At 61.5% G+C, this 13,505-nt stretch carries 14 protein-coding genes; 8 read left to right on the top strand and 6 right to left on the bottom strand.

Annotated elements, in window-relative coordinates; translation table 11 throughout:
- Positions 1-132: 132 nt before the first annotated feature.
- The 3 genes from ORL50_RS02800 to ORL50_RS02790 are packed head-to-tail and all read right to left on the bottom strand — an operon-like array spanning position 133 to position 2,707.
- Entirely contained in the window at positions 133-1,182 is a 1,050-nt protein-coding gene (locus ORL50_RS02800; protein WP_266009709.1) for an alkene reductase, read from the bottom strand.
- A gap of 22 nt (positions 1,183-1,204) precedes the next feature.
- Positions 1,205-2,371, bottom strand: coding sequence for an MFS transporter (locus ORL50_RS02795; protein WP_266009708.1), 1,167 nt, complete (start codon positions 2,369-2,371; stop codon positions 1,205-1,207).
- Positions 2,372-2,404: 33 nt separating this feature from the next.
- The gene (locus ORL50_RS02790) at positions 2,405-2,707 is read right to left on the bottom strand and encodes an ArsR/SmtB family transcription factor (protein ID WP_122837770.1); all 303 of its coding nucleotides are present in this window, start codon (positions 2,705-2,707) and stop codon (positions 2,405-2,407) included.
- Positions 2,708-2,879: 172 nt separating this feature from the next.
- Between ORL50_RS02790 and ORL50_RS02785 the strand changes: the two genes are divergently transcribed.
- Positions 2,880-3,458, top strand: coding sequence for an acyl carrier protein phosphodiesterase (locus ORL50_RS02785; protein WP_266009707.1), 579 nt, complete (start codon positions 2,880-2,882; stop codon positions 3,456-3,458).
- A 135-nt stretch (positions 3,459-3,593) separates the two neighbouring features.
- On the opposite strand, the gene ORL50_RS02780 is transcribed toward ORL50_RS02785, so the two are convergent.
- Both ORL50_RS02780 and olsB read right to left on the bottom strand, forming a co-directional pair.
- Complete coding sequence (locus ORL50_RS02780; RefSeq protein ID WP_266009706.1) at positions 3,594-4,385, bottom strand: lysophospholipid acyltransferase family protein; 792 nt, start codon at positions 4,383-4,385, stop codon at positions 3,594-3,596.
- Positions 4,385-5,140, bottom strand: coding sequence for an L-ornithine N(alpha)-acyltransferase (gene olsB / locus ORL50_RS02775; protein WP_266009705.1), 756 nt, complete (start codon positions 5,138-5,140; stop codon positions 4,385-4,387). The genes ORL50_RS02780 and olsB overlap by 1 nt, the downstream gene beginning before the upstream one ends.
- 154 nt (positions 5,141-5,294) lie before the next feature.
- On the opposite strand from olsB, the gene ORL50_RS02770 reads away from it, so the two are divergent.
- The 5 genes from ORL50_RS02770 (at position 5,295) to ORL50_RS02750 (ending at position 9,523) form a co-directional block, all read left to right on the top strand.
- Positions 5,295-6,182 (top strand): acyl-CoA dehydrogenase middle domain-containing protein, encoded by an 888-nt coding sequence (locus ORL50_RS02770; protein WP_266009704.1) that lies wholly within the window; start codon positions 5,295-5,297, stop codon positions 6,180-6,182.
- 81 nt (positions 6,183-6,263) lie between these two features.
- Complete coding sequence (locus tag ORL50_RS02765) at positions 6,264-7,358, top strand: serine hydrolase domain-containing protein (RefSeq protein WP_266009703.1); 1,095 nt, start codon at positions 6,264-6,266, stop codon at positions 7,356-7,358.
- Positions 7,355-7,684: an amidase gene (locus ORL50_RS02760; RefSeq protein WP_266009702.1), complete on the top strand. Its 330-nt coding sequence runs from the start codon at positions 7,355-7,357 to the stop codon at positions 7,682-7,684. The genes ORL50_RS02765 and ORL50_RS02760 overlap by 4 nt, the downstream gene beginning before the upstream one ends.
- A gap of 85 nt (positions 7,685-7,769) precedes the next feature.
- Positions 7,770-8,360, top strand: a complete 591-nt coding sequence (locus ORL50_RS02755; protein ID WP_266009701.1) for a YceI family protein — start codon at positions 7,770-7,772, stop codon at positions 8,358-8,360.
- Positions 8,361-8,365: 5 nt separating this feature from the next.
- Positions 8,366-9,523, top strand: coding sequence for a phospholipase D-like domain-containing protein (locus ORL50_RS02750; protein WP_266009700.1), 1,158 nt, complete (start codon positions 8,366-8,368; stop codon positions 9,521-9,523).
- 161 nt (positions 9,524-9,684) lie between these two features.
- Here ORL50_RS02750 and bglX read toward each other — a convergent pair whose 3' ends face one another.
- Positions 9,685-11,976, bottom strand: a complete 2,292-nt coding sequence (gene bglX, locus ORL50_RS02745; protein ID WP_266009699.1) for a beta-glucosidase BglX — start codon at positions 11,974-11,976, stop codon at positions 9,685-9,687.
- Positions 11,977-12,213: 237 nt separating this feature from the next.
- On the opposite strand from bglX, the gene ORL50_RS02740 reads away from it, so the two are divergent.
- A complete protein-coding gene (locus ORL50_RS02740) occupies positions 12,214-12,822 on the top strand; it encodes a LemA family protein (protein WP_266009698.1) in 609 nt (202 codons plus the stop codon).
- Between the two features lie 31 nt (positions 12,823-12,853).
- Positions 12,854-13,505 (top strand): TPM domain-containing protein (locus ORL50_RS02735; RefSeq protein ID WP_266009697.1); only part of this gene is annotated, 652 nt, incomplete at its 3' end.

The raw sequence follows: 13,505 nt of genomic DNA, 5'->3' as shown, positions 1-13,505 counted from the left end.
GAGTGTGCAGTTTGTCTAAGGGGCGTTGATTGCGAAAGTTAATGTTGATTTCTGTATGTTTAATCTGAACTTGTGAATAAAAAAAAGCCCCGACTTTTGCAAGTCGGGGCTTTCAGTCTGAATCAGTGAAAGTTACATCACCGGGTAGTCGATATAACCCACCGGGCCCTTGGCGTAAAACAGTTCAGGGCGCGCTTCATTCAACGGTGCATCCGCCTTCAAGCGAGCCGGCAGGTCCGGGTTGGCAATGAATGGCACACCGAACGCCACTGCATCAGCCTTGCCGGCAGCCAACCAGGCGTTGGCGCTGTCCTTGGTGAAACGTTCGTTGGCAATGTAAGGGCCGCCGAACGCTTCTTTCAGTTGCGGGCCGAGGCTGTCGGCGCCTTCTTTTTCCCGGGAGCAGATGAACGCGATACCGCGTTTGCCCAGCTCACGAGCGACGTAAGTGAAGGTTTCCGCCAGGTTGTCGTCGCCCATGTCGTGAGAATCGGCGCGGGGTGCCAGGTGCACACCTACGCGGCCAGCGCCCCAGACTTCAATGGCGGCGTCGGTCACTTCCAGCAACAGGCGCGCGCGGTTTTCCAGGGAGCCGCCGTAGTTGTCGGTGCGCTGGTTAGTGCTGCTTTGCAGGAACTGGTCGAGCAGGTAGCCGTTGGCGCCGTGAATTTCCACGCCGTCGAAGCCGGCGGCCTTGGCGTTTTCAGCACCGGTGCGGTAAGCGTCGACGATGTCGGCGATTTCCGCAGTTTCCAGGGCGCGTGGAGTCGGGTAGTCGGCCATCGGGCGCACTAGGCTGACGTGGCCCTTTGGCTGGATGGCGCTTGGCGCGACAGGCAGTTCACCGTCCAGGTACGACTCGTGGGAGATCCGGCCCACGTGCCACAGTTGCAGGAAGATCTTGCCCCCCGCGCCGTGAATGGCCTTGGTCACGTTGCTCCAGCCGCGCACCTGGTCGTTGGACCAGATGCCCGGGGTGTCCGGGTAGCCGACGCCCATCGGCGTGACCGAGGTGGCCTCGCTGAGGATCAGGCCAGCGGAGGCCCGTTGCACGTAGTACTCGGCCATCAGCGCATTCGGCACCCGGCCTTCGTCGGCGCGGCAGCGAGTGAGTGGCGCCATGATGATGCGGTTGGCGAGTTCGACGTCGCCCAGTTTGATCGGATCGAAAATAGTCGTCATGAAATACAAGCCTCGTGGGAGATCAGTGGGTAGCGGGGGCCAGTTCGGCATTGCCGCTCTGACGGAAAGTAATCAGGGTCACCAGCAGGGCGAGCACGGCCAGGGCGGCAGCCGCCAGTGGCACGCGGGTCAGGCCGAAGCCATGGGCGATAACGCTGCCGCCGACCCAGGCGCCCAGCGCATTGCCGACGTTGAAGGCGCCGATGTTCAAGGTCGACACCAGGTTGGGGGCGGCCTTGCCGAAGGTCACCACGTTGATCTGCAGCGCCGGAACGGCGGCGAACGAGGCGGTGGCCCAGAGGAACAGGGTGATCTCAGTAGGGATCAGCGCGACGCTGGTCCAGGTCAATACGGTCGAGACCACGGCCATCGAGATGAAGACGCCGATCAAGGTCGCTGCCAGGCGCTTGTCTGCCAGCTTGCCGCCGATGATGTTGCCCACGGTCAGGCCCAGGCCAATCAGCAGCAGGGTCCAGGTCACGCCATTGGGCGACACGCCGGTGACGTCGCCGAGCAGCGGCGCGACGTAGGTGAACAAGGTGAACATCGAGGCGGCGAACAGCGCGGTCATGCTCAGGGACAGCCAGATACCGGCGCCCTTGAGTGCTCGCAATTCGGCGCGCATGTCGAGTTTCTCCTCATCGCGCTTGGCCGGCAGGAAGCGGATCAACCCGATCAGCGCGATCACGCCAATCACGGTGACGGCCCAGAAGGTCGAGCGCCAGCCGGCTTCCTGGCCGAGGGCGGTGCCCAGCGGCACACCGAGGACGTTGGCCAGGGTCAGGCCGGTGAACATCAGGGCCACCGCAGACGCCCGCTTGTTGGCCGGGACCAGGCCTGCGGCTACTACCGAACCGATACCGAAGAAGGCGCCATGACACAGTGCGGTCACTACACGGGCGAACATCAGCACGTTGTAGTCACTGGCCAGTGCACAGAGCAGATTGCCGACGATGAAAATGCCCATCAACGCTACCAATGCGGCTTTACGCGGCAATTTGGCGGTGGCCAGTGCCATGAAGGGCGCACCGATGGCCACGCCCAGCGCGTAACCGGTCACCAGCCAGCCGGCGCCTGGAATCGACACCCCGAGGTCGGCGGCCACATCGGGCAGCAGGCCCATGATGACGAACTCGGTGGTGCCGATGGCGAAGGCGCTCAAGGCCAGGATGAGGAGCGAGAGGGGCATGTTGATTCCTTGTTGGCTGGCTGACGGAAAGGGTCAGAGCTCTTTACTGAAGGTGCTGAGGAATTCCTGGATGGTTTCCTCGTTGCGTTTGAAAAAGTGCCATTGGCCAACTTTGCGGCTGCTGATCAGGCCGGCGCGCTGCAGGGTCGCCAGGTGCGCCGAGACGGTGGATTGCGACAGGCCGCAGCGTTGATCGATCTGTCCGGCGCAGACTCCGTGTTCGTTGCTGTGGGTCTGATCGGGAAATTCGACGGTCGGGTCTTTCAACCAGTGCAGGATTTCTCGCCGGACTGGGTGTGCCAGGGCTTTTATTATTTCGTCGAGATTGATAGGCATGGTATTGGGCTCGTGATGAGTAAAACGCTATATCGCGATGAAGCGAACTTTAAATCGTTATTTCGCGATACACAAATATGATTTCGGTCTGACGACCGCATAATTCGCTATATCGGGTTATAACGATACGTGAGCTGTAACGATTTCAGTGGGCAGTGCTAAGCTGCGCGACATGAATTATCTCGCACATCTGCACCTCGGTGGCCAGCGCCCCGGTCAATTGCTCGGCAGCCTGTATGGCGACTTCGTCAAAGGTCGGCTGCAAGGGCAGTTTGCTCCGGAGGTCGAAGCGGCCATCCAGCTGCATCGCAGCATTGATGTGTTCACCGACCGACATCCGTTGGTAGACGCTTCGTTGTCGCGTTTTTCCCTGACTCGTCGGCGTTATGCCGGGATCGTGCTCGATGTATTCTTCGATCACTGCCTGGCCCGGGACTGGGCGCTGTATGCCGAGCAGCCGCTGGAGCTGTTTACTTCGGATGTGTACCGGGTGCTGTCCAGTGAGCGGCAATTGCCGGAACGCCTGGCGCGGATTGCACCGCACATGGTGGCCAATGACTGGTTGGGCTCCTATCGAGAGTTCGAAGTGCTGGAGCAAGTGTTGCGGGGGATTTCGCGCAGACTGACCCGGCCTGAGGAGCTTGCTGCCGCGATGCAGGAATTGCGCAGGCTATATGAGCCGTTGAGCGAAGATTTCCGCTTGTTTTATCCGCAGCTGCAGGATTTCGCCCGGGGCTGCCAGGTGACATGAACTTGCTGCAACACCCGGCCCTTGTGGGAGCGGGCTTGCTCGCGAAGGCGGTGTGTCTGTCAAACCAATGCTAGCAGTCCCACCGCATTCGCGAGCAAGCCCGCTCCCACAAAGTGAGATTGTTGTTTCAGGAGATCAGGCAGCGATTGCTGGGCGCATCGGCACCCGTGGTGCTTGCGCAGTCAACCCAAACAACGCCGTCTGCACCGCCTGCTGCGCATCAAACGCCAGCGCTGCACGCTCCCGACCTTCGCACGCGATTGGCTTGAGCAGGTGAATTTCCACCTCGCCGCGATCATTGGCAAACAGACGCATCAGGTGCGACAGCAGATCGTCATCGCCAATGAACGGTGCGAGCGAATCCAGCTCCCCGTCACGCAGATAACGAATCGCCACCGGTTGCAGCTTCACCTGGGAATCAATCGCCGCTGACAGCAGACGACCATGGAAGGTGCGCAGCGAGCGGCCATCGGTGGTGGTGCCTTCCGGAAACATCAGCAGGGGATGGGCCTGCTGCAGATGGCGGGTCATCTGCTTGCGGATCAACTGGCTGTCCCCCGACCCGCGACGGATAAACAGGCTGCCGGCCTTGGCTGCCAGCCAACCCGCCACCGGCCAGGTGCGCACTTCGGCCTTGGACAGGAACGACAGCGGCGTGAGCATGCCCAGCAGCGGAATGTCAGTCCAGGACACGTGGTTGCTGACCCAGAGCATTGGCTGTTGCGGCAGCTCGCCGTGGACTGTCACCCGAAAGGGTAGGGCGCTGGCCAGGCGCGCCATGAAAAAACGCGACCAGCGTTGCCGGCGAGCCATGGAGTGAGCTATGCCCAGGCGCTCGAACAACCCGAACACGCCCGCCATGCTCAATCCCAGCGTGACCACTACCAGTACCCGTGCAATCCGCGCGTACACCCGCAACCGGCTCATCACATGGCCGCCTTGAAGTGTTTGGCGTAACGCGGGCACAGCTCATCACGCTTGAGCAGGATAAACACGTCGGCGACCTGGAAGTCTTCGTCCCAGCAGGGTTCGCCGCAAATCTTCGCTCCCAGGCGCATATAGGCCTTGAGCAGCGGTGGCATTTCGGCGATGACGTTGGAGGGGATGGCGAGGGCCGGCAGCGGTTTTTTCGGCTCGGCGCGCAGGTGCTCGGTGCACAGGTAACGTTCGCGCAGGCGTTGCATGATCGCGTGGGCCTGGATTCCGCCATCCTGCATCGGAATGCTCGCGCAGCCCATCAGGTAGCTGTAGCCGCCCTGGTTCAACACTTCGGCCAGTTCACCCCAGAGCACGGCGATGGTGCCGCCGTTGCGATAGGCGGGATCGACGCAGGTGCGACCGATCTCCAGGATCGGGCCCTGCAGATGGACCAGGCCATGCAGGCTGAATTCCTCTTCGCTGTAAAACTTGCCCAGGCTGCTCGCGGCCTCGTGATCGAGCAAGCGGGTAGTCGCCACCAGGCGCCCGGTATTCAGGTCGCGCACACCGATGTGGGCGCAGTGAACGTCGTAGTCATCCATGTCCAGGCCCCACTCCGCGCCTTTCAGCTTGGCGTTGAATTCGCCGCTGAACACGTTGAAGCGCAAAGCCTGGGCTTCCTGCAACGCGTCGGCGCCGATCAGGCGTTCAGCTTGCAAGCGGCGTTCACTGCCGGTGTCGCGGATGCGGGCGATCTGAGTCATGGCGAATCTCCGTGCGGGCTGTGCACCCGTCTTGGGTGGCAGTCGATCGACTTTCTTTATGCGGCCGTGTTGTGCAAAGTCAGGCTATGTAGCCCCGGTGTCATCGCCATGAAGCTTTGGTGATGCTTGTATGACAGCCTTTGAGGAGCCCTCCATGCCCTGGCAGAACCTGTTGAAACGTGGTGATCGAGTGCCCGCCTGTGCGGATCTGGCAGAAGGCTTTGCCAACCTGCTGCAGCAGCTGGGGAGCGTTACGCCGTTCGAACTGGCGGTGGCCGGCGGGCGGTTGATGGCAACCCCGGGGCTGGCGTTCCTGGTGGGGTATCAGGCTGCGTTGCGCATGCTCTGGCCGAGTGCGCCACTGAGCCTCGGCGCGCTATGTGCGACCGAGCAGCGCAGCCTGCGGGTGGCGGACATGCAAACGCGCCTGGTCGATCTACGCCTGAGTGGGCGCAAGGATTTCGTTACGGCGGGCAATGCCGCTGACTGGCTGCTGGTCGCCGCCCGCAGCGAGCAGCCAGGCGAAGAACCTCGGCTGAGTCTGGCGGTGGTGTATCCCGGCGAGCCCGGTGTTCGCCTGGAACAGTTGCCTGCGATCCCGCTGATGCCGGACATCAGCCACTGTCGGCTGTTTCTGCAAAACGCCCAGTGCGAATTGCTCGCCGGGGATGGCTGGGACGCGTACGTCAAACCGTTCCGCACCCTGGAAGACATCTATGTGTTGAGCGCCATGACCGCGTGGCTGTACGGAGTCGGGCAGGACAGTGACTGGCCGCAGCCGCTGCAACTGCGTTTGCTCGGGTTGCTCGCCGGCTGTGCCGAAGTCAGCCGGCAAGCGCCGAACAATCCCGTTGGACATGTGTTGCTGGGTGGCGTGTTCGCCCAGTTCGACGCGCTCAAGGCCGAAATCGGCCTGGCGTTGGCGGATGGGCCACAGCATTGGGCGGCGATGTGGCAGCGCGATCAGGCGGTGATGGATCTGGCGGCCGGGGCGCGGGGCAAGCGGTTGGCCAAGGCACTGGCGGGATCTTCTTTGGATTGACCGGCCCCATCGCGGGTGAGTCTGAAAAACTGTCATCAACCTCGACTAGGCTCAGCAGATTCAACTCTCCGAGCCCCTGCGATGTTCAAAGGCTGGTCCCTGTGTTTCCTGCTGACGCTCAGTGTCGCTGCCCGCGCCGAAACCTGGCCGGCCGAGCAATGGTCTACCGGGCCGACCCTGGGCGGCTCAACGCTGCAAGCCTTGGAAACTTACGCATTCCCACTGCGTGATGACACCTCCCGAAAAGGCATCCGCACCGATGCGTTGCTGGTGATCCGCGACGGTCAACTGGTGTATGAGCGCTACGCCGCGCCGACCACCGCCAACACCCCGCACCTGACCTGGTCGATCAGCAAGAGCCTCATGGCCACGGTTTTGGGTGTGGCCTATGGCGAAGGCCTCTTCAAGCTGCAGGACCCGGCGCTGAAATTCTATCCGGCACTGGCAGACCATCCGCGGATGACCATGGCCGACCTGCTGCACTGGGCGTCCGGCCTCGACTGGCAGGAAGACTACGAATACGCCCCGCTGAAGTCCTCGGTGGTAGCGATGCTGTATACCCGTGGCCACTCGGACATGGCCGCTTTCACGGCTGACCATGACACCTATGCCGAGCCGGGCCTGGCGTTTCGTTACTCCAGTGGAGACAGCAACCTGCTGTCTGCGGCGCTGAAAAGCATCGTAGGGTCAGCGCGTTACGCGGATTACCCATGGACCGCATTGTTCGAGCCGCTGGGCATTCGTCACGTGACCTGGGAGGCCGATGCCAGTGGGACTTTTGTTGCGTCCTCCTACGCCTACCTCACTGCGCGGGATCTGGCACGGGTCGGTCTGTTGATGGCGCGCAACGGGCGCTGGGGGGATCGACAGCTATTGCCCAAAGAGTGGGTAGCCTTCAACCGCGAGCCATTCGCGGGCTACAAGGCGCATCAGGATGCCACGGTCCCGGGCGGCCATTGGTGGCTGAATCGCGCAGTCGACGGTGCCGCTTCCCCCTGGCCGGATGCACCTGCCGACACTTTCGCGGCACTCGGTCATTGGGGCCAGGCAATGTACGTGATTCCCGGCGAGAAGCTGGTCATCGTGCGCTTCGCTGATGATCGCGATGGCAGCTATGACCACAACACGTTGCTCAAGCTCGTGCGCCACGCCGTCGCCGGGCAGGTGCAGCCATGATCCGCCGCAGTTTTCTGCGCCGCCGTCCGCTTGCCACGCTCTGCTTGATTCTGCTGGTGGCGCTGCTTGGCTGGGGCTGGCAGGAGCGAGTAGCGTTGTGGGCGTTTCCAGGCATCATCAGCGCCTACACGGCGAAAGAATATTGCTCGTGCCGATATGTGATGAACAATTCCGCAGAGTATTGCCGCGGCTATGTGAAACAGTGGCTGCCGACCAGCGGTTTTACCGATGACGCTGTCGGCAAACGTGTCACCGCCAGCGGCATGGGTCGTAGCAGCAGCGCGCAATGGTTGGGCGAGCGTCAGGGCTGTCGCCTGATGCCGTGACAGGTGCGATGTTTCGACGTCACAGTTTGCAATGCGCTCAGGGGCGGTTAAGGTTCGCTCAGGTTTATCTGCCCCACGAGTCTTTATGTTCAAGCCGCACCTTTGCAAAACCCTTGCCTTCCTGCTGCTGGCCGGTGCGACTGCGTCCGCCCAGGCCAACTGGTACCTCGACGGCGAGTCCTCGCGGCTGTCGTTCATCAGCACCAAAAACGCCAACATTTCCGAAGTGCAGCGCTTCCTGGTGTTGCACGGCAAAGTCAGCCCCAAGGGTTTGGCCGAGGTGGAAGTCGAGCTGGAGTCGGTAAACAGCGGCATTCCTCTGCGCGATGAGCGCATGCGCAAAGAGCTGTTCGAGATCCAGACCTTCCCCGAAGCCTTGATCAGTGCGCAGATCGACTTGCGCCCAATCAACGACCTCGCGCCCGGTGCGCAACTCGAATTGCGCTTGCCGGTGACCGTCAACCTGCACGGCAAGACCCACGACTACAACGCCGAGCTGCTGGCGACCCGGCTGGATGATCGGCGCTTCCAGGTGGTAACCCTCGAGCCATTGATTATCAATGCCGCGGACTTCGACCTGGCTCCAGGCCTTGAAGCCCTGCGCAAGGTGGCCGGCCTGTCGGCGATCAGTCTGTCGGTACCGGTGGGTGCGGTACTGATTTTTACAGCGCGCTGACCGCCATGGCCGGTGCGATCTTTCCCTGGCGTGAAGGCAACAGCTTCGAGCTGCTGATCGACGGCCCGCAGTTCTTCCCGCGAATGCTGGTGGCGATTGCCCGCGCCGAGGAGCAGGTCGAGCTGGAACTGTATCTGGTGGAGGCGGGTGCCTGCGCCGAGGCCATGGTCCAGGCGTTGATCCAGGCCTGCGAGCGCGGAGTGCGGGTGCGCTGCCTGTTCGATGACTACGGCAGCCTGGCATTTACCCAGGCCCTGCGCCAGCGCCTGATGGCCGCAGGCGTCGAGTTGCGCTTCTACAACCGCTTGAGCTGGCGGCGCTGGGTGGGCAACTTCTATCGCGACCACCGCAAATTGTTGTTGATCGACCAAAGCCTGGCGGTGGTCGGTGGTACCGGCGTCACCGATGAGTTCTGGACCCCGGGCGAGGACGTCAGCGAGTGGCACGAGGTGATGGTGGAAATCACCGGCCCCCTGGTGTTGGACTGGCAGTTGCTGTTCGACCGCCAATGGATCGCCAACCGGCATCGCCGCGCCTGGAAACCCGCCGCGCACTTCGGCCTGCCGCGCCTGCCGCGAGTGCCTTCCACGGGCGAGGGCATGGGCCGGGTGGCGTACGCCGACGCACGCCAGCACCGCGACATTCTGCAGTCGCTGGTGCGCGCGCTGAACAGCGGGCAGAAACGCATCTGGCTCGCCACTCCCTATTTTCTGCCGACCTGGAAAGTCCGTCGTTCGCTGCGCCGAGCTGCTTCGCGGGGAGTTGATGTGCGCCTGCTGCTGACCGGACCGCGCACGGATCATCCATCGGTACGCTACGCCGGGCATCGTTATTACCCCCGGCTACTCAAGTCCGGGGTGAAGATTTTCGAGTACCAACCGTGTTTCCTGCACTTGAAGATGGTCCTGGTCGACGACTGGGTGAGCATCGGCTCGTGCAATTTTGATCACTGGAACTTGCGATTTAATCTGGAGGCCAATCTGGAAGCCCTGGACCCGGGGTTGACCCGCGCGGTGGTGGCCAGTTTCGAAAAGGATTTTGCCCAGAGTCAGGAAGTCAGCCTGGAGGCCTGGCAGCGCAGGCCGCTGTGGCGGCGGGTGAAGCAGCGGGTTTGGGGATGGGTGGATCGGTTGGTGGTGAATCTGCTGGATCGCAGGGGCTAGTCGGTCCCCGTCAACCAATTTGGGAGCAAAGCAACTGTGGGAGCAAAGCTTGCTCGCGATGCAGACGACGCGGTAGTTAGGTAAACCGCGTCATCGTTCATCGCGGGCAAGCCTTGCTCCCACAGGGCTAGCCGTTACAGCTTCTAACCAATTTCTCCCAGCTACAGCAACTCAAAACTCTGCTGCGTCACATCCTGGGAATCCAGGCCGATCTGCACGTTGAACTTGCCTGGTTCTGCCGCGTACTTGAGCTGGGTATTGAAGAACTTCAGGTCATCCTCGGTGATGGTGAAGTGCACAACCTTCTGTTCACCGGCCTTGAGCATGATTTTCTGGAAGTTCTTCAGCTCCTTCACTGGGCGGATCATCGAGCCTGTCACGTCCTGGATGTACAGCTGCACCACGGTCTCGCCATCACGCTTGCCGGTGTTCTTCAGCACGACACTGGCGTCGAGCTTGCCGGTCTTGTTCAGGGTGGTTGACGACAGGGCCATGTCGCTCAAGCTGAAATCGGTGTAGCTCAGGCCGAAACCGAACGGAAACAGAGGGCCCGTGGTGTCGTCGAAGTACTGCGAGGTGTAGTTGCCCGGCTTGCCTGGGGTGAACGGCCGGCCAATGCTCAGGTGGTTGTAATAAGTCGGAATCTGCCCGACCGAGCGCGGGAAGGTCAGGGGCAGCTTGCCTGACGGGTTGTAGTCGCCGAACAGCACGTCGGCAATGGCATTGCCACCTTCGGTGCCGCTGAACCAGGTTTCCAGAATCGCATCAGCCTGGTCCTTTTCCTCAAGGATCGACAGCGGACGCCCGTTCATCAACACCAGCACCAACGGCTTGCCAGTGGCTTTCAAGGCTTTGATCAGCTCGCGCTGGTTGGCTGGGATGTTCAGGTCGGTGCGGCTGGAGGATTCGTGGGACATGCCACGGGATTCGCCCACTGCGGCAACCACCACGTCGGCATCCCTGGCTGCTTTGACGGCTTCGTCGATCAGCACCTGGGCAGGGCGCGGGTCATCCACCACTTCCGGGGCGTCGAAGTTGAGGAAGTTCAGGTAATCCAGAACCTTTTTGTCGCTGGTGATGTTGGCACCGCGGGCATAGACCAGGGTTGCCTTGTCGGCCATGGCAGCGTTCATGCCGTCGAACAGGGTCACCGATTGCGCGGGTTTACCGGCAGCGGCCCAACTGCCCATCATGTCGATTGGCGCCTTGGCCAACGGACCGACCAGGGCGATCTTCGCGGTTTTCTTCAGCGGCAGGGTCTCGCTCTGGTTTTTCAGCAGCACCAGGCTGCGACGCGCCACATCACGGGCCTCGGCACGGTGCAGGCGGCTTTCAGCGTAGGTGTCGACCGGATCATCCTCGGCCTTGCCGATGCGCAGGTACGGGTCCTTGAACAGGCCCATGTCGTACTTGGCATCGAGCACTGCGCGCACGGCGTTGTCGATGTCGCTCTGCTCGATCTCGCCCGCCTTCAGCAGCCCCGGCAGTTCCTTGCCATAGAGCGTGTCGTTCATGCTCATGTGGATGCCGGCCTTGATCGCCAGCTTCGCCGCTTCACGGCCATCGCGAGCAACGCCGTGCTTGATCAGCTCGAAAATCGCCCCGTGGTCGCTGACTGCCAGGCCCTTGAAGCCCCAGTCTTTGCGCAGCAAATCATTCATCAGCCAGGTATCGGCGGTGGCCGGCACGCCGTTGATCGAGTTCAACGCTACCATCACTCCGCCAGCTCCGGCATCGATCGCCGCGCGGTAGGGTGGCAGGTAGTCCTGGTACATCTTGACGGGGCTCATGTCGACTACGTTGTAGTCGCGACCGCCCTCTACCGCGCCGTACAGGGCGAAGTGCTTGACGCTGGCCATGATGCTGTCGGCGGCGTTCGCCCCTGCACCCTGGAATGCCTTGACCATCACCCCGGCGATACGCGACACCAGGTAGGTGTCCTCGCCGAAGCCTTCGGAGGTACGGCCCCAACGCGGGTCACGGGAGATATCGACCATCGGTGCGAAAGTGATGTCGAGGCTGTCGGCGGCGGCCTCTTTGGCGGCAATGCGCCCGGACAGGCCAATGGCGTCCATGTCCCAGCTCGACGCCAGGGCCAGGGGGATCGGAAAGATCGTCCGGTGGCCGTGGATCACGTCGTAGGCGAAGAACATCGGGATCTTCAACCGGCTGCGCATCGCCGCGTCCTGCATCGGACGGTTTTCCGGGCGAGTGATCGAGTTGAACGTGCCTCCGATATTGCCGGCGGCGATTTCCTTGCGGATCATCTCGCGGGGCATTTCCGGGCCGATGCTGATCAGGCGCAACTGGCCGATTTTTTCATCGAGGGTCATCTGCTTCATCAGGTTACTGACGAAGGCATCCTTGTTTTCCAGAGGTGCGGGCGTCGTGGCGGCCAGTACGTTATGACTGGCCAGGCTGACGAACAGGCCCAGCAAACACAGCTTCTTCATGAATTGTTTTCTCGAAAGCCTAAGCGGCGGGTGCTTCGCGCCGGTCAGCCAAAATTGAGGGAGCGACTATTGTTGTTCAAGTAAATGCAGCAAACTTCTGAACTGTTTTAATCCTGGGGCATCTTTTAGCCCATCGGCAGGATGCAATCCAGTAGCGGCGCCGATTATGCCCCAAGAGCTGTGTTCAAAGTTCGCAGGTTGTTTTTTCAACGGAATGTGCAAGGGAGCGTCAACCAGATGAACGTACGACACCACTATCGGTCGAGCCTGCAGGTGGCCGCTTTGATGCTGCTGACCTCGCTTTTGGCCGGCTGCGGCATCAATAATATTCCAACCCTCGACGAACAGGCCAAGGCGGCCTGGGGCCAGGTACAGAACCAGTATCAACGCCGCGCTGATCTGATCCCCAACCTGGTGGAGACCGTCAAGGGTTACGCCCAGCATGAGCAGGAAACCCTCACGGCGGTCATCGAGGCCCGGGCCAAGGCGACTTCTATCCAGGTTGATGCGAGCACCCTCGACAACCCGGAAAAGCTCAAGCAGTTCCAGCAGGCCCAGGATCAACTGACCGGCGCGTTGAGTCGCCTGATGGTGGTGTCCGAGCGTTATCCAGACCTCAAGGCCAACCAGAATTTCCTGGCGCTGCAGTCGCAACTCGAGGGCACCGAGAACCGTATCGCGGTAGCGCGGCGCGATTTCATCCTGGCGGTGCAGAAGTACAACACCGAGATCCGCACATTCCCCGGACGTCTCTGGCACAGTGTGATGTACAGCGATCTGCCCGTGCGCGAAACCTTCGAGGCGACCAGCCCCGACGCCGATAAAGCACCTCAAGTGAAGTTCTGATCCAGTTGCATTACCACGGATGAGGTTGCCAATGCGCGTGTTGAGAGTTGGCCTGGTGCTGCTGCTTTGGGCATTTGCCCTGGCGGCCCAGGCCGAGTTGAAGTTTCCCCAGCTGACCGGGCGGGTGGTCGATAACGCCCAGATGATCGAGCCCACGGTTCGCGAGCAACTGGCCCAGCAACTCCAGGCCCATGAAAAAGCCACCGGTGAACAGCTGGTGGTGGTCACTGTCGCGGACTTGCAAGGCACGGACATCGCCGATTTCGGCTATCAACTGGGTCGGTATTGGGGCATTGGCCAGAAGGACAAGAACAACGGCGCGCTGCTGATCGTGGCGCGGGATGATCGACGGTTGCGTATCGAAGTCGGCTACGGGCTGGAAGATCGCCTGACCGATGCCCAGAGTTCGGTGATTATCAATCAGGTGATCACGCCTTCGTTCAAGACCGGTAATTTCAGCAAAGGCATCAGCGACGGCGTTGCTGCCATGCTGGTGGTGCTGGGCGGCAATCCACTGGACGAGCCGTCCACGGTCTATGAACCCCGCGGGGATCAGGACAGTGACTTTATGTCACGCCATCCCGGAGTCTTTGTATTCCTCGTCATGTTGTTCATCCTGACCGTGTTCGTTTGCCAGATGCTCGGCATCCTGCCCAGTGGTGGCGGCGGTCGAGGCGGTTCGA

The sequence above is a fragment of the Pseudomonas sp. RIT-562 genome (assembly GCF_026241895.1).
In the GTDB taxonomy this organism is placed as follows: Bacteria; Pseudomonadota; Gammaproteobacteria; order Pseudomonadales; family Pseudomonadaceae; genus Aquipseudomonas; species Aquipseudomonas mandelii_F.
The sequence above is the reverse complement of the archived record's forward strand: the minus strand, read 5'-3'. Positions and strand labels throughout refer to the sequence as shown.